This is a genomic window from Pseudomonas poae (assembly GCA_028869255.1).
Classification (GTDB): Bacteria; Pseudomonadota; Gammaproteobacteria; order Pseudomonadales; family Pseudomonadaceae; genus Aquipseudomonas; species Aquipseudomonas poae_C.
Genome location: CP110972.1, coordinates 6,700,159 through 6,717,061, shown reverse-complemented (window position 1 = coordinate 6,717,061; position 16,903 = coordinate 6,700,159). Strand labels below are relative to the sequence as shown.

12 protein-coding genes are annotated in these 16,903 nt (G+C 56.7%); 5 read left to right on the top strand and 7 right to left on the bottom strand.

The annotated features are described in order from the left end of the window. Window positions 1-313 precede the first annotated feature (313 nt). The 6 genes from LRS56_30575 to LRS56_30550 form a co-directional block, all read right to left on the bottom strand. Complete coding sequence (locus LRS56_30575; GenBank protein ID WDU62967.1) at window positions 314-2,497, bottom strand: DUF262 domain-containing protein; 2,184 nt, start codon at window positions 2,495-2,497, stop codon at window positions 314-316. Continuing rightward, entirely contained in the window at window positions 2,494-2,865 is a 372-nt protein-coding gene (locus LRS56_30570; protein WDU62966.1) for a DUF1524 domain-containing protein, read from the bottom strand. Before LRS56_30570 ends, LRS56_30575 begins: the two co-directional genes overlap by 4 nt. Then, window positions 2,796-4,277: a DUF262 domain-containing protein gene (locus LRS56_30565; GenBank protein ID WDU62965.1), complete on the bottom strand. Its 1,482-nt coding sequence runs from the start codon at window positions 4,275-4,277 to the stop codon at window positions 2,796-2,798. The genes LRS56_30570 and LRS56_30565 overlap by 70 nt, the downstream gene beginning before the upstream one ends. 234 nt (window positions 4,278-4,511) lie before the next feature. After that, complete coding sequence (locus tag LRS56_30560) at window positions 4,512-5,687, bottom strand: hypothetical protein (GenBank protein ID WDU62964.1); 1,176 nt, start codon at window positions 5,685-5,687, stop codon at window positions 4,512-4,514. Further along, complete coding sequence (locus LRS56_30555; protein WDU62963.1) at window positions 5,684-6,226, bottom strand: restriction endonuclease subunit S; 543 nt, start codon at window positions 6,224-6,226, stop codon at window positions 5,684-5,686. The genes LRS56_30560 and LRS56_30555 overlap by 4 nt, the downstream gene beginning before the upstream one ends. Then, window positions 6,223-7,845 (bottom strand): type I restriction enzyme HsdR N-terminal domain-containing protein, encoded by a 1,623-nt coding sequence (locus LRS56_30550; protein ID WDU62962.1) that lies wholly within the window; start codon window positions 7,843-7,845, stop codon window positions 6,223-6,225. The genes LRS56_30555 and LRS56_30550 overlap by 4 nt, the downstream gene beginning before the upstream one ends. Window positions 7,846-9,251: 1,406 nt before the next feature. Between LRS56_30550 and LRS56_30545 the strand changes: the two genes are divergently transcribed. Genes LRS56_30545 through LRS56_30530 form a run of 4 tightly spaced genes read left to right on the top strand, consistent with a single transcriptional unit; the run spans window position 9,252 to window position 12,219 of the window. Further along, window positions 9,252-10,652: a YfjI family protein gene (locus LRS56_30545; protein ID WDU62961.1), complete on the top strand. Its 1,401-nt coding sequence runs from the start codon at window positions 9,252-9,254 to the stop codon at window positions 10,650-10,652. Further along, window positions 10,636-10,995 (top strand): hypothetical protein, encoded by a 360-nt coding sequence (locus tag LRS56_30540; protein WDU62960.1) that lies wholly within the window; start codon window positions 10,636-10,638, stop codon window positions 10,993-10,995. Before LRS56_30545 ends, LRS56_30540 begins: the two co-directional genes overlap by 17 nt. Continuing rightward, the gene (locus tag LRS56_30535; GenBank protein ID WDU65840.1) at window positions 10,973-11,953 is read left to right on the top strand and encodes an integrase domain-containing protein; all 981 of its coding nucleotides are present in this window, start codon (window positions 10,973-10,975) and stop codon (window positions 11,951-11,953) included. The genes LRS56_30540 and LRS56_30535 overlap by 23 nt, the downstream gene beginning before the upstream one ends. After that, window positions 11,950-12,219, top strand: coding sequence for a hypothetical protein (locus LRS56_30530; GenBank protein WDU62959.1), 270 nt, complete (start codon window positions 11,950-11,952; stop codon window positions 12,217-12,219). The genes LRS56_30535 and LRS56_30530 overlap by 4 nt, the downstream gene beginning before the upstream one ends. Window positions 12,220-12,253: 34 nt before the next feature. On the opposite strand, the gene LRS56_30525 is transcribed toward LRS56_30530, so the two are convergent. Beyond that, a complete protein-coding gene (locus LRS56_30525) occupies window positions 12,254-14,014 on the bottom strand; it encodes a hypothetical protein (protein ID WDU62958.1) in 1,761 nt (586 codons plus the stop codon). Between the two features lie 459 nt (window positions 14,015-14,473). On the opposite strand from LRS56_30525, the gene LRS56_30520 reads away from it, so the two are divergent. Further along, entirely contained in the window at window positions 14,474-16,840 is a 2,367-nt protein-coding gene (locus tag LRS56_30520) for a DEAD/DEAH box helicase family protein (GenBank protein WDU62957.1), read from the top strand. Window positions 16,841-16,903 lie beyond the last annotated feature (63 nt).

Genomic DNA, 16,903 nt, shown 5'->3' with positions numbered 1-16,903 from the left:
TCGAAACGGGCCAGGTATTCTCCAAACCAATATATCAGGATGATCTCATTGAGCCTTCGATTTTCGGATACCTCCGGGGAATCTGCTCATAGGGGCTACTGCAACCGCCAGCCAGCCAATAAGGCGAGGGGGCAATATAACCAATATTCCGGTCCAATTTCGACCCAAGCCGCTAACTGCGTAGCGTAGAGGTCGCACTGTATGGGTCGGAAACGGTCGTTCCTGAGCGTCCGCTATTGGCGAAGCTGCCGTTCGAGACCGGCTCCTTTTGGCCGTCAGAGTCCCTCAGCTCACCGCCCAGTGAGCCTCCAAGCTAGTCTCTCGCCGCGATGAAGCAATGCTCGCCCATGAACTTCAGCAAGAGCTCAGGGAGCGGTGCCAGTCCGGTTGGGCCACTGCACTGCCAGGCGCCAGCACCGTAGCTGACTCTCAACTCCTGAGAGCCTTGAAGCACAAGTGCGGGTTGGGTGTCGTCATAGGTCTCAGAGTAGTAGTAAGTCATTCCCGGCAATGCACCTTTCGAACGTTTCAGCGCAAGGAACAGAGCGTAACTACTTAGCTCCGCGTGGTACCCGGAAAGGCGCTTGCGTGACAACAAATAGATGTCACCTGATTCTTCACGGTGTATGAGACGTTCCCCGCAATAGTCAATAAGCTGCGGCTCCGCGACGACATACCTCCGCCAATCCGTGCAGACTGCAGTCTCGATGATTTGCTGCAGCGCAGCATTCGCATTGCCTTCGATGCGGTCGAGCAGATTCTGGAACTCGCGCCGACCGATCACCCTCAACCAATTCTCCGACCTGTCACGATAGGTACCAGCATCGGGTTGGCAGAAGGAGAACTTGGAGGATCCACGCCCAATCAGGTAGTCGTCCATGGACAACAAAGCACGCTCAAGAAGGTGGTCTGTGGAGGCGCGCACGCCCTCATCGAGGACGGCTCTAGCTCGCTCCGAGTAGCGGGTAAATGCGTCAAGGTCAAGTGGCCCGTCGGATGGAGTGCTGAAGTCAAGCAGAAACCCAATTTTTCCTTGCAAGTATGGATGTGCCTCCGCTTCAATAAACGAGGCTTCCCGTGTCGGATCTTCAACAATCAGTCCCACCTTGCGCACTTCTTCCTTTGCCTGCTCGCCACTGAAGCCGGCGGGAGGCTCGATCGCTTTGGATAGCGATTCGTACAGATTTCCGACGTGAGAAGCCAGGGCCTGCACCCCTTTGACAGCAAGGATGGCTATGTAGACATCGTCGACACGATGGTTAGCGAGAAGGTTTGAGGTGATGCGATCCCATCTAGACCGCTCTCTCTCCAGTTCAGGCGAGCCTGACTTCGCCGCGGGACTGTCCACCCAAGCAACCACGCAGAACAGCCTTATTAGATCGAGGTAATCGCTGTTAGGTGCCAGTGCTTTCTCCAGCGTTTTCAGATCTGACGCCGAGGCAGTGTCGCAGAAGTGGTCCAATACCACCGAGACGACTTGCGCACTCGAGGGATTGAATGCCCCTTGGGCCTCGAGTTCCCGCAGCGGGATGTAGCCGCGCGCATGGCGCAACTTCGTGATCCATTCTATTGTCGATCTTGATGCGCCATAAGCACGCTCGATTCGATTACAGGAGTCGAAGAATGCCATCACGTACATGAAGCGAAGGTAAAGCTCGTCAACCGCTTGCCCAATGGCTAAGCCCTTTTTCTGGGAGGCAAGGCGCCAGAAAAGGTCCATCCACTTCTGGTCCATTGCTAGATCGAATCTGCTGGCCCAAGGCTCTGACGCCACACTCCTGACAAGCCATGCCTTAAAATGCTCGAAGGGCGTGAGCGGTTTGCCCCGGGCATTCATTTTAATGTACAGATCGTCGGTCAGGCCGAAGCGCTCCAAGTCGAGAAAGTGGAAAGTAATCTTGGGCTGCTGCTCATCCACGAGTCGCGCATACATGCCTTTAGTGACACCAAACTTCTGGGCAATGGAGTTGAGTGTGGTCAGACAAGCCGCGACAGTAGGATCGCTGCGCCACGACAGGAAGAACCAATTGCTGTCGACCAAGTGTGCCGAGAGTTTGCCGTTCCAATGCTTCCCGTCCGCTGGGGGCGCAATGACGGCGTTTGCGAGCGCATCGAAGAACTCAGCAGAACTAGGCCGCGTGGCATAGGTGAACCTAGAGCGTCCGCCTTTTGTCCAGCGCCCCCTGAAATCTTCCAGTTGCCCCTCGCACATTGCGATGTACCAGTGCAGGAGAAACAGAGTTGTTAGGCGCTGCTGGCCGTCAAGTAGCGAGAGCACCCTGCCTGCGCCGTCCTCAAATGTTCCATAGATGAAGTCGAGATCAAGTCCGTACTCGTGCTCACTGTTCAATGCGTCCCACAACGATGTCAGAAAGCCATCCAAAACGTCGGTGGACTGCTTGCGGCCTTGGGCGTAGTCACGTTGGATGATAGGGATTTCAACGCCATCTACGCTTGAGAAGAGCGTCGCGAATGAATGCTGCCGTGCCTCGCTCATGCGCATGCTCCGTTATATGTGAAAAAGCGAACCAGCGAACTACTGAGTGCGTGCTGGTGCTCCTTCGCATCTACTCGACTCCAGACCAGCATTTCGTCGATCTTGGTGCTGTAGTACTTCAGGAAGGCATTTTTTGTACAAGGCGGAACGAAGCGCCCCGCCTTGTCCAGCGCGATGAGTTTGCGCCGCTTGTGAGGGAAGATAGCGTTCCCGTAGCTTCGGTTTGTACCTGCGTCAAGCAATGTCAAGTTACCAATGCTGTTGTCGACTTCAATATCTGAACCCGGATCGTAGCGATCTATGACGTCGTTGAACGCAACTTCAAATGCGGAAGCATCGAAGGGCTCCTTGTCACGCAGCGTCCGCAAGCGCTCAACCAGCTCCTGCTCGGATGTGGGGGGACACGGCCTACCGCTGCCAACTCGGGCTCGGAGAAGTATTCGACAGCCTGTCCGAGCCAGGCTTTTTGGGCGTCAATACGCTGAGGCATGTCAGACTTTACCGAGCGAATATGTTCCAAGTCCCACTGATCTTTCTTAAAGTGGTCGAAAGGGAACCACGGCCCGCTATCGCCGAGTTCCAGTAACGAAGCGATGTTGAACAGCAGGAGCAGACGGCGGATGGACTCACGATGCGACTCATAGTCCAGCTGCGCGACGTGGTCTTCAACGAACCGGGCCAAATCGCTTTCACCCGCGTTGCTTCGAGATTTACCAAAGACCAGCTTGAACACTTCTGCCTTGAGCGCAGCTCGAAAGGCTGTCTTGGAACCAGAGCTTCGCGCGAGGTCGCGTATCTGTCCCACTTTGACGTCTTGGCTTAGGAGAAAGCCAACAATGTGATACAAGAACCGGTCCCTGAACCACTCGTCGAGTTGCAGAAACATTCGTTTTACTGCGTCCCACTCGCTTGTAACCGCGTCCTGCTTTTCAGTTAGATGCGTGTTGAATGCAAGGAACAGGCTGTTAGTATCCCAGCGATTCGCAACCTGCTGTAATTCGTCGGCCCGTAACCCAAGGACTAGGTCAATCCGATTCGCTTCTTGTTGTCGATTGGCCAAGAAGTACCAAAAAGCCTCTTCCTGCAGACGTCGCTCGATCTCATCCCAGTCCTGGGCAATCCTCAACTGCTGCAATTGCTTGGCGCGTATTCCTTCACCGTCGAAATTGCCACCTCGCAAGAACAGGGCCTTCACAAGCTCCGCGTTCGTGAGCGGGATTTTGCCAACATTCAGGCGCGTGAATACGTCAATCGGCTCGACGGACTGGTCAACCTCGTACCAGATGACTCTGACCTCATTCAGAAAGGCGGCCTCGATGTAGTTCAGCCGGTTGCTCCTAGGCTTGAACCAATCGCGAACGGCTTGGTACGCCTGCCAGATATGGAAAAAATCGATGTTCTCCTCATGTAGCTCTTCGTCGAGGGTGCGCAGATAGCTCGCGCTGTTCTGACGAGTCTCGTAGTTGAGTGCGAACAGAGTCTTGCGCTCGTCAACTACCAAGCGGTTGTTGAAATAGGAGAGGATCAGGAAGATCGTGGTAAGCCGTTGCTGCCCATCAATGAGTTCCCAGTGGCCGTTGCGTTGTGTAACGACGATTGGCTGCAGGCAGTAAAACTCTCCCTGAACCTGCCTTTTCCTTTCTGTGAAAGCGGCCACATCGTCAAGCAACTCAGTAACTTGCCGAGAGGTCCAGCGATAGCCACGCTGGTAAGCGGGGATGAAGAACGACTCGGTCATTGCCTGGCTGACCGAGCGCAGCTGAAGATCACCTGTGCTCATAGGACCTCGTTGGGTAGTTCCCGCATAACGCAAACCGTGTGATTTGAGATGGCCGTCCGTTCCAGGCAGCTCTCCCTTAAATAGCTAAAGCTTGTTCGCTAGCAGACCGATTGAAACCGTGCTAACCCTGGGCCGCGAATTTCCCCAAGGCTGGGGGAAATCGGCAAAATGTTACCATCTGCCGGGCACCTTGAATCGCCCCTAGCATCGTCGACGGCGTGTTCTCTGAGCAGCTCAGGTGTAGAGCGTCCCGGAGTGACGAAGCTTGACGTATTGGGTCGTGACAAACCTGGAGATGGCGGCGACAAAATCCTGCACCAGCAGGTCGTTCAATAGGAAATCCCGCAAGGCGAAGCCGCTCTGGAGGACGTCGAAGCGCGGAAGCGGTGTATCGAGCGCCGCGCCCGACAGGTGCACTAGGTTGTTCCGGACCGCCTGCAGCACTTCGTCGAAATCCAGGGCGAGGTCTTCCGCCGTGACGCAGGCTAGCTGGTTCCGGGCGATCTCCAGCGCTACGCCGAGGCCGCCAACGGTTGGAACTCCGGCCGTTTCCACCGTCGCGGTTGTCCAGTGCTCGTGGAGTGGATTCGGCGCGACGATGTTGAGATCGACGCGCGTTCCGCTAATGTTCTTCAGCACGCGTTTCAGCTTTATCTCTACCGGTGCATCGGCAAACGAGTCGCTGAAATCGGTGACGCCTAATGGCATCGGGTCGTGGAACTTCACGATGTAGGTGCCCGTTGCGGCGTCCGCGGTGACCTGCGCGCGGCTGTAGGCGTAGACGTCCTTTGATACCGCACCGTGCGTGAAGGAATAGCCGTGGCTCGAAAGGACGTCGCGCAGCGTCGCCTCGGCCGCAATCGATAGCAGCGCCACGGCAGCGTCGTTGCGCTTCTGCCGTCGCGCCGTCGCGGCGCTTGAGAGGTAGTTAACGACGTAAGGCGGCACGACAGCGCCCCAGGGACGAGCGAGCCACTCGCAGCTCATGCGCGCCTCCGGTCCATTAGCAGGCAAGCTAACAGGCCACTCCACGATCCAACGCATGTCCGTAGAAAGCGAGATTGTCTCGTCGGGTTGTTCGGTCTCGATACGCAGCCGATCCAGCAGATCTTGCGGCCGGTAGCCCGGAACGCCGCCTTGCTCGTCGACGTCGCGGTAGACCTCCTCGAACAGTTGCAGCGCTATCGCTAGGCCCCGCAGCATCATCGGCGATTGGAAGATCCTCGCAATCTCGTTTCTCTTCCTGCCGAATTCGGCGGGACCGGTCGGCGCGACGACGTGCGAAGGCGTGCCAACTGTCAACCGGTCCATGGCGGCGAACAGCAGGTGTTGCGAGCTGCCCAAGAGTTCGAGCACAGTATCGAGCGTCCGCTCTAGCACCCTGCCGCTGACATGAACGGGGTACTTCATACCGTCTCTCCAAGGTCGAGATCACGCACCAGGACCGAGAGCGCCTGCTCTTTCTGCTGGAGCGACCTTTCGACAACGTCGCGCTCCTCCTTTGCGAGGGCGACTCGCCGGACAATCTCGGCCTGGATCATCTGAGGAGGCACGGGGATCAAAACCTGTTTTAAGGCCTCTAACCTCAGCATCGTCATTACGCTCCCGCCGGCGCCCGCAATCAAGGCCTCATGCACATAACGACTGTTGATCGCGATCGCGAGGTACTCTGGCAGCACGAGTGCGTTGTGCACGCGAATGCGGAAGATGTGCCGGTTGATGGGAAACCGGCCACTCTCGATGAGCGCAGCGGCACCTAAATAGGTGCTCAGCCCGTTCATTACGATGTCGCCTTCGTTGGCGACCGCCTTGGGGTATTGCTGCACCTCGACGTCGTCTGCTCGATCTAGCGGGTCCAGCTGTATCTCCAACGGACGTATCGCGCCTGGCCCAATGAACACGACATCGCCGGCGTCCTTCGAGCGTCGGATGGCGCCGCCTTTCGTCACGAGAGCAAGACTTTCCAGCGAATGATGCTTGAAGGAGGCAAGGGAAGCTGCCGTTGCGCTTGGCGCGCAAGATAAGGGCCGGCGCTCAGCACGCCTTGCGCAGGTGTCGCCGTCGCGGTCAGGCCGAGGTCGTCGTCCCCGACATCATTATTCTGCATCCACGACCTGAATCGCTCCAAGACATGGGGTAGCCCAGGTAATGACGTGCAGTCGAAGCTGTCCTGGTGCTGGCGACTCTGGGCTTTTGCGAAGAAAAGGACTTCCCTTGAGCCCGCGGATTTGTCGAGCACGACGATACTCGCTGCCACGGCCGAATCGGGCTGGAAGGTGCCGACGTCAATCACGGCCTGCAGCCCATTACGCCGCAGGAGTTCCTGCAGCTGAGACCTGTCAGGATTGCCCAGTGGACCGTTCGGTAGCAGCGCGACGATCCGGCCCGTTGGAGACAGGCGCTTTAGCGCAAGGTGAATATAAGCCTCCGCGCTCGACTGCACACCGCCTTGTCGGTCGCTGAGTCGCTCGTGCCGGACGGTCAGCCCAAAGGGCGGCGCTATGAGGATGCGGTCGGCTAGACCGTCCTGCCGGTGCGTAGGTCGCGTGGACTTGAGCGGATCGCCGATCGAGATCGATGGTTGGTCGGCACCGAACACCAACTGCTGCACGCAGGCCCACATGGCATCAGTCGCATGGCGAGCAAACAGGACCATGTGCGAGGGCGGTGTGGTTCCCGCTAAGCGCACAGCTGCTGATAGGTTGCCTAGGCCACAATGAAGATCGAGCACCCGGTCGCCGGGCTCGATGTCTGCGAGACGCACAAGCAAATCCGCTGTCCAGCGCGGCAATCGGGTGGCTCCCGATGACTTGGGATAGCGGCTCAGGATCTCGTCGAGCAGCGGCAGAGCGTCGGCGGGCGCGAGTTTGTCCAGCGCTGAGGCATTGAGCAGGTCGAGTGCTTCTTCGTAGGTACGCGGCGAGGTTAGGTCCTGTCTGGCGACGAAGGCAAGCGTCTCTTCGAAACCAGTGTCCAATGCATCCGGCCATTCCGACCGGGTCGCGGCGAGCGCCGCCTCGGAATCGGAACCACCGACCAGCAAATTGCAGAACATCTCGCGGCCGCGTCGCCGCTGCAGGTGCGCATAGAAGATGAGGGCTAAGGCTTCGGGCGACCACCGTTGCTGGCGCGAGAGCTCCAGTATGTTGCGCAAAGTGCGTCTGACTCCCGCTACCTGACTGGCGCGGGACTGACTGTCGGAGCCTCCATAGACCATGTCTCGATAGGTCTTCGGCGTCGCTAGCTGCAAGGGCCGGCCCGATTCGTCAGTCTCGAACCAGAGCATCTGCTGGCCATCGGACACCAGGAAGAAACGCGCCCCAACTTCGATTGCCGCGAACTGGATCTGGCGGATCAGGGCGTCGAATGGAAGTAGCCTGGAGTCCCGAGGCAGTTTGTCGAGGCGCTTGGCCTCACAGACGATCCGAATGCGACCGTCCAGCATCACGACCAAGTCCAAGCGCGCGTTACGACTGGTCTTGTATTCCCGTTGAATCAGTTCGGTGGGGTATCCGAGCTCATGAGTCAGGTAGGCATGGATACGCTGCACTGCCTGGTTTTCATTCATCTTCCTTGCCCTTCCGTTGTCCGTCCTGGCGAGTGATCTACAACGATCGTCCGAGGCCTGGAGGCGGACTTTATCATGTGATCAAACGATATAGCAGTACACATCGAGTGGAATAACTGGGTCAGGATGCTAAGGGTGTGTCGGCATTGCCGGCAACCGATGTCTTGTGCACTCTGCCGCGTTAGAAAGCTCACGGAGCACGTGCGACATCATCAAGCTATGGCCTAGAGATTTAATTGCATGTTGGCAGGAGCACAACTACGCGATATGCATTTTGGCATCCCGTGGCTGTTTCGAGAGTAGTCCACTGGGCAGTTCAACTTCGGCTTGACCCTCGACGCCCATCTGCGCCCACCTATTGTTGTGTAGCAAGGCGAGCATCCGGGGTGATCTACGCCTGGTCACACGGCATCCAACACCGGTAACACGAGTCCGAAGCAGGCCTTGGTGAGTGTCAGCTCCTGGCCGTTCTCCGCCGGTCGTCACTACGGCGTGTGCTGGTCAAATCGAATGCAAACGGTTGATCAGCACGAATGCAATTGACTGGTCAGTGACGATGCACATGGGTGGTCAAGTCCATGCAATGACGCAGGCTCACATTAAAAACCGACGAACGACCACCCGGCTATGGAAAGCCACCGGCCTCCAAGGTCTTCCAGCGCTACCGATTGGCGCAAGATTCGCCCCCAAAATCCGGTTGACCGCAAGCAGAACGAGCGCTAAACCAGAACCGTACCAGCGCTGTCCTCGACAGCACCCAGGTAGCCAGAACCTTTGAGGCTACGCCACATCGTGGTGGTTCTCCCCAAGTGCGATTAGCGTCCGGCGGCTCGCACGGTCACAGCGATGTGATGGATGCCACTTCCTCCAGAATGCCCACTGCGGCAACTCATGCCCCCTCCTGGCTGTTCTGCAGCAACTTATCCGCTTGGCCATTTCTTGCGCCAACCTGTTGCCCGTCTCTTTGCCCCCTAAAGAGACGGGCGAATCTCACACTGCTGCAGCCCTGCTCGCATGGGGCTTTGCGGCTTCCCCCCTCGTGACAATCGGCGTGACAAACGCCGAATGCTCACTCGCCACAGCGATGCCGATGATGGTGCCGCAGCCCATGAAATGGACTGCACCTGACTGACAGTCAGGCATGCCCCGGTCATCGCCTCACTGCCTTCACCTGACTCAGGATCTCGCGGCACCGGTCTCGTCAGCCAGTGCAGCCTCCACCCGCCCACCGCTATCGGTGTTCAGGAGGCCAGATCATGAGATGCCCAAGCTCTCGGTCGTAAAGAGCCGCCAGTCCCGCGTTAGTGGACAAACCTCACAGGTCGCAGGGGCCTTGATCCCTGATAACACTCAACAACCGTGGCGGGATGAGTGAGGACGAAGTCGATAATCTCAGGAGAATTTCGATGCAACTGTGCGAAGCGTTCGAACCCCCACAACCATTGCTGGAGTGCCAGCAGGCGCCACTGCCCTACCCGGTCGAAGCACTCGGGGATCTGTTGGGCCCTGCGGTCGAGCGACTGGCCGAGGTGATTGGCGTGCCCTGCGCCATGGCTGCACAGTCGGTGCTGGCTACCGCTGCCTTGGTGAGCCAGGGCCACGCCAATGCCCAACTCGACGGTCGAACCTATCCGCTGTCCCTCTACCTACTGACGGTGGCGTCCTCGGGGGATCGCAAAAGCGCGGTGGACCATCTGGCACTGAAGGCGGCGCGCGACTGGGAACGACAGCAGTGGACCCAGTATGCGGAAAAGCTCAAAGCCTATCGCGCCGCCAGCAACATCATGGCCAAGCCCAAAACCGCAAAGAAACACGCGGAGGCGGAAGGCGGTGAGCAGTCCGAACCGGTACCGCCAAGACTGATCATTGCCGAACCGACCATCGAGGCCCTGGTCAAAAGCCTGTGCCATGGCTTGCCCAGCATGGGTTTGTTCAATGATGAAGGTGGCCAATTCTTGGGTAGCAGCACCATGAGCAAAGAGAATCTGCTCAAGGCAATCACCACCTTGTCGATGCTGTGGGATGGCAGCCCGATCGACCGGGCGCGCTCCATGGCCGGAGAAAGCCTGCGGGCCTATGACCGCCGCCTCAGCCTGCATCTGATGCTGCAACCCTACCTGGCCAACCAACTTTTCAAAGACCCGGTGATCAATGGCCAAGGCATCCTGGGCCGTTGTCTGATCAGTTGGCCCGAGCGCCTGGCCGGCCAGCGGCTCTATAGGGCGATCGACTTGAGCCGGGATGCCAAAGTCCAGCGCTACCAGCAGCGGATCAGCGCCCTGCTGCAAAAGCCCTGGTTGCTTCACCAGGATGGCTCACTCAATCCCACCACGCTGGAGCTGACTCCCCGGGCCCGACGGGCCTGGATCGATATTCACGACACCATCGAGTGCCAGTCGGGCGAGTTCGGCGAGCTGGCCGGCGTCCAGCCTGTCGCGAGCAAGGCGGCGGCGAATGTGCTGCGCATCGCAGGTGTACTGGCCATGGTTGAAGAGGCCAGTGCCTTGGACGAAGCACACATCCAGCGCGCCTCCACGTTGATGGATTACTACCTGGCCGAGATTCAGCGCCTGACCGAACAGGAGCCGGTCAATAGCCGACGCGAGGAAGCAGATCGGCTGCTGCGCTGGCTGGTGCAGAAAGGCTGGACCCACTTCACCATCCGCGACGTCAATCGCAACGGCCCTCGTTTTGCCCGCAAGAGCGCTGACCATACCGCCTCTTTATTGGTCGTACTGATCACTCATCGCTGGCTGAGCAGCCGCGACGGAAAAACTTTCGAGGTCCGCCATGTTTCGCCTCAATGACGCGGTGCGCCGCTACCAGGCGCAACATCAACCGCAGCCAGAATCGCGGCGTGTCGCCGCAGCTGTCGCCACCCTGTCGCCACGCGCCAGGCCAGAAACGACGCGGGTTGTCGCCGGTGTCGCCGCTGTCGCCACACCACCATTTGAGCCTGCCAACCTCGCCCTGCTGATCGAGCAACTGCGTGAGGAAGGGGCACTGCTGCAACATCAGAAGAACGCCCTCCTGATCCGCCCGACACGCTGGCAGCAGGTGGACAGACTCAGCCCCCACTGGAAAGCCTTGCTGCTCTTTCTGCAAACAAACGAAAACGGTGATGACGATGGCTCTGGTCGGTCGGCGTGATGGTCGCAACTTTGGCTATGGCCGCCAGCTGAGCTACGCCGGCCCACAAGCGCTCAAGGATTTGTTTGCCGGCGGCCACTTCGCCACGGTCAAAGCGCATAGTGATCGCTGGCAGGCGTTTGTGCGTTGGTGTCGATCAGAGGACGGCCCCGGTTACAACGATGCGCGCCAGATCGATCGACAGACGCTGCAAGACTACGCCGCTTACCTGCGCCAGCAGATCCAGCAAGGTGAACTCTGCATCGCTACCGCGCAGAACCGCCTGAGCAGCGTCAACCGCACCCTCGCGGCGCTGCGCGGTGATCAGGACGTGAGGATCGCCAGCCCGAGTCAGGCGTTGGGACAGAAGCGCTCGAACGTACGCACCCGCGCACCGGATGGCCAAGACCGTCAACAGGTGCAACGAGTGCTTGAGGTGCTTGGCGAACAGCACCATGAGCGGGTGGCCGCGATTGTCCTGCTGGCCCGAGCAACTGGCATGCGCCTGCGCGAGGTGATCTTGGCTGACCTGCCACGATTGCAATGCGAAGCCGAACACTTAGGGCGCATCAACATCCAGGACGGCACCAAAGGCGGCCGCTCAGGGGCTTCAGCGCCGCGATGGATCGCGGCTAATGAAGAGGTGAAGGCGGCTCTGCAGTTGGCTCGTCATGCGTCGCCGACCGGCAGCCGCAACTTGCTGGCCCGAGACGAAAGCTACGCCGCGTTCCTGCAACAGACCGTGCTCCCCGCCCGAGAAACGCTGCATGAACAAGGGCTGAAGGGTTTTCATGAACTGCGAGCGGCCTACGCCTGCGAGCGTTACGAGCAGCTCACGGGCCACGCCGCCCCGATCAATGGTGGCCACTGCTATCGCATTGACCGCGACCTTGATCAGCAGGCGCGCCAACAGATCAGCCTTGAACTCGGGCATAACCGGATCGATGTAGTTTCGGCCTACATTGGAGGTCGGGCATGACCAAGCCCTTCGATACGGCGCTGTTCCTGAGCGGCGTACTGACCGGCTCGAAAAACACGCAGCAACGCCACCTGCGGCAAGCCCGAATCATGCAAGCGGCCATTCAACAACGATGGCAGCGAGACAATCCCTGGAGCTGGCAGCTCAAGCATGTGCGCTGGTTTTTCACTCAACACCTGAAAGACCATTCCGACGCTACCCGGTATTACTATCAACTCACCGCTCTATTGATCTGGAAGCGATTAGGGAATGATAGAAAATACTGATCTATCGCTCGAATTTAGGTGATTTTTTATCAAATTATTCTTGGCAATAAACGATGGGATGTATACCCGCTTCTTTAGCGGCATGCACGAACGACGATAAGATCCAGTAGAGCTGGGTTATGTTACCTGCCACACTCTTTCCTTTCTGGATTTTCTTGAACTCCTTCTCAATAATTTTCTTCGATATGAACGAACAGCAGATGATACACCTTCGATTGAATCGATAGTCCTGCCTGATCTTGTAAAGATAGTCCTCAAACTTGCCAGGAATACTTTTTCTCGTGCGATTCAAAAGACCACCGCTATATTTCTTTTGAAGCTTTTCCTTGTGCTTTTTTAGAAACAGCTTCGGATCAACGTCCATATTACCGATGTTTTTGATGGCCTGGCCCACGACATCATGGAGATTACTGGCCGACTTGCTAGGCTTCCCATGTTTGGAGTGTATGAAAGACACGGAAAAATCAGTTTGATTAAAAGTGATGTGATCCGCCCACTCGTTACCTAGATCATCGCAGAAAACGTAGTCGTCAGCACCATGAGCTATCTCAACGATATCAAATACCGAGGAGGAGTCAAACTTAGTTATCTTCTTTGTGATTTCACCTTTCTCAGAGGTCGCTAAGGCTAGCGTAGGTAGGACTTTTAATGTCCGAAGCATTGAAGGGATTTCGTTGATCCCCGCACCATCCTCAAAGCACTGACCCATAAAGTACATGTACCTTGGATCGGAGAATGTGATAGTTGCCAAACTCTGCTTCTTGATGTACGCCTGGAGTGTGATCCGTTTGCCGTTCTGCTCAAAATGAATATTTCGGAGTGCCCGGCTATTGACGGCAATCGAGTGAAGATTCTTTTTGAGTGTGGCCGCCCTAAAGCTACCTAGGAGTTCGTAATCGGGTGCCGGACCAATTTCGTAAACCTGTTCCATTTCCGCAATCAAGGACTTGATCTGCTTAGATGTCATCTCAATAACACGACCATGTTTGGTTGTGTAAAAAACAGGGATACCTTGATCTATTACGTTTTCAACAAAAAACGAATATTCCAGCAGAATTGCGTTTGGCGCACTCGATTTCCAGACTAAATCAAGCTCGATAAATTTTGCGAAATTATCGAGAAAGTCTTTTTCAGTAGAAGGATTATGAATATCGTGCAGTTGTGCCTTAGCCCATTCCACGGCGTGATGTACCGATTTCCGTTCCGATGCCTCGACCACGCGACCGCTTTGCGCGGAAATAGTTTTAGTACGCCCCTTCAATTTAAGCTTAAAGAAGTAGGGTATTGATCTCCCCGCAGCGTGTACAGACATAAGCCCTTTCAGATCTGAAGCTTCAAAGGCACGGCCACGCATTGCTCGATCGGACACAGTCATGTTGCGGGTCGCCATCTTTTGATACTGCGCATCGACGTCGCTAAAAGCAGAGGTCAGCTCACTACTCCGAATTAGCATCGCATGCTTGTCCATGCTTTCCGTTATGCTGGCACAAGACTTTTTGAATATAGCGATACAACCATCTATGGCAATGATCAAAATGAAAGCATAGATCGTATCTTTGAGTGGCTGCTGCCAAAAATGTACATCACGGTCGGTCCTGAAGACGCGGAGGCTATAGGAGAACTTACTGCCGTCTGGAAGCGCATCATCCTGGTCCAAAATGTCCGCGATAAGCGCGCTGCCAATAGTCATATTGGAGCTGGCAGCTTCGAGGATTACCGTGAGCGTAGCCTTAGTAAAAGGGGCCGTAGGGCGGTAGAATTGGGCATTCTGTGTAAGCAGGAGATCTTGCGACATCAAGCACCCTTCCGTGGAAATTCTGATAATGGGTAGCATAATGCCACTTATGACTTGGGGTCTACGGCATACAACTCTCGGCTTCACGTCGAAAGGTTGAGTCCGCCGCCAAAAACCACCACTAAAATTTTTAGAATCGACCATCCCTCTGGATACCTGTCGCGTCTGGCAGGAAAATACAGAGCCCCAAATTTTCAGGCTTCTTTGCCGATTGCCTAACGGCGTTGCTTCCTAGCCACCTTCACCCTGCCCTAGGGCACGATCCAAGATAAAAGCACTGCGGGGACGACGTGAAACACTAGTCCTGCTATCGCCTCGGCTTATCTTGCCTACAACTCCATCACCAAAATCCGATCTTCCCCCCGTGCCACTATCAAACAAGGTACATTTACGCCCATCGAGCACGATCAGCAGTGCCGGAATGGAGCGACCAGGCCGGCTTGAAAGGGAATTGGGGTTATGGACAAAAAGTCGCTTTCCGAGCGGGACATCTGCAGCAAGTACATCGCCCCAGCCGTTCAGCAAGCTGGATGGGACATGCACAAGCAGGTGCGCGAGGAAGTTAGCTTTACCAAAGGCCGCATTATCGTCCGGGGTAAACTTCACAGCCGTGGCGAAGCACGCCGTGCAGATTTCATCCTCTACCACCAAGCCAACCTGCCTATCGCTGTAATCGAAGCGAAGGACAACAAGCACTCCGTTGGCTCCGGCATGCAGCAAGCCCTGGGCTATGCAGAGGCGCTGGACGTACCGTTCGTGTTCTCCAGCAATGGCGATGGCTTCCTGTTTCACGACCGCAGCGGCACAGGCAGCCAGGTAGAAACCGAACTCAACCTTTACCAATTCCCCAGCCCTTCCGAACTTTGGCACCGCTACTGCCAGTGGAAGGGGCTGGATACAACAGCCCAACACAAGATCGAAGCGCCCTACTACGACGACGGCTCCGGACGCATGCCTCGCTATTACCAGATGAATGCCATCAACCGCACCGTCGAGGCTGTGGCGCGCGGCCAAGACCGTATTCTGCTGGTGATGGCTACGGGCACTGGCAAGACCTACACCGCTTTCCAAATCATCTGGCGTCTGTGGAAATCGAAACAGAAGAAACGCATCCTGTTTCTGGCCGACCGCAACATCCTGGTTGACCAGACAAAGAACAACGACTTCAAGCCCTTCGGCCAAGCGATGACCAAAATCGCCAAACGCCAGATCGACACCTCCTACGAAATCTATCTGTCGCTCTATCAGGCCGTCACCGGCACTGATGAAGAGATGAACATCTACAAGCAGTTCTCCCGCGACTTCTTCGACCTGATCGTGATCGACGAATGCCACCGTGGCAGCGCCTCCGAGGATTCCGCCTGGCGTGAAATCCTCGACTACTTTTCCAGCGCTACCCATGTCGGCCTCACCGCCACACCGAAGGAAACCAAAGAGGTTTCCAGCATCACCTACTTCGGTGAGCCGATTTACAGCTACACCTTGAAGCAAGGCATCGAAGACGGCTTTCTCGCCCCCTACAAAGTGGTGCGCATCGACTTCGACAAAGACCTGCAAGGCTGGCGGCCACCTAAAGGCATGCTCGATAAGAACGGCGAGCTGATCGAAGACCGCATCTACAACCTCAAGGATATGGACCGCACCCTGGTGATCGAGGCGCGCACCCAACTGGTGGCGCAGAAGGTTACCGAACTCCTCAAGGCCACAGATCCGTTTCAGAAAACCATCGTCTTCTGCGACGACATCAACCACGCCGAGCGCATGCGCCAGGCACTGGTCAACCTCAACCCCGAGCGTGTGGCCGAGAATCGCAAGTACGTCATGCGGATCACCGGCGATGACCAGGAAGGTAAGGCCGAACTGGATAACTTCATCAACCCGGAAGAGCGCTACCCGGTGATTGCCACTACCAGCAAACTGATGACCACCGGGGTGGACGCTCAGACCTGCAAGCTGATCGTGCTCGACCAGCACATCAAATCGATGACCGAGTTCAAGCAAATCATCGGTCGCGGCACTCGCATCAACGAGGACTACGGCAAATACTGGTTCACCATCATGGATTTCAAAAAGGCCACCGAGCTGTTTGCCGACCCGGCCTTCGATGGAGACCCAGTGGTGATCTACGCGCCAGAAGGCGATGACTCCCCCGTACCGCCGGATGACCCGCTTGCCGATGAAGATGGCATAAGCGCAGGCAACGATAACGAGGGTGATGACCTGGATTTTACCGGCGAAGATGAGGGCAAAAAACGCATCAAGTACGTCATCGACAACGTCCCGATTTATGTCATCGCCGAGCGTGTGCAGTATTACGGTCCGGATGGCCGACTGATCACCGAATCGCTGCACGACTACACCCGCACCTGCGTACAAAAGCAGTTCGCTTCCCTGGATGACTTCCTTCGGCGCTGGAGTGATTCCGAGCAAAAGAAAGTCATCATCGAGGAGATGGCCGTCCAGGGTGTAATGTGGGAAGCCTTGGCGGAAGAGGTGGAAAAGAAACAGGGCAAGCCGCTCGATCCGTTCGATCTGATCTGCCACGTCGCCTTTGATCAGCCCGCCCTATCACGCCACGAGCGAGCCGAGCAGGTGAGAAAACGCAACTATTTCGCCAAGTATTCTGGCGCAGCCCGCCAGGTTCTAGAGGCCTTAGTGGATAAGTACGCCGATACTGGCGTCGAACATATCGAGGACATCAAAATCCTGCAGCTCGACCCATTCAGCCAGTTCGGCGCGCCCATGGAGTTGGTCAAAGCCTTTGGCGGCAAGGCTGGCTACAACAAAGCTATCCACGAACTGGAAGACGAGCTTTACGCAAGCTAAGGGCTACGCACCGACGACATGCCAAAGCAGCAGTCCACACTATCCGGTAGAATTTCGCCCCCC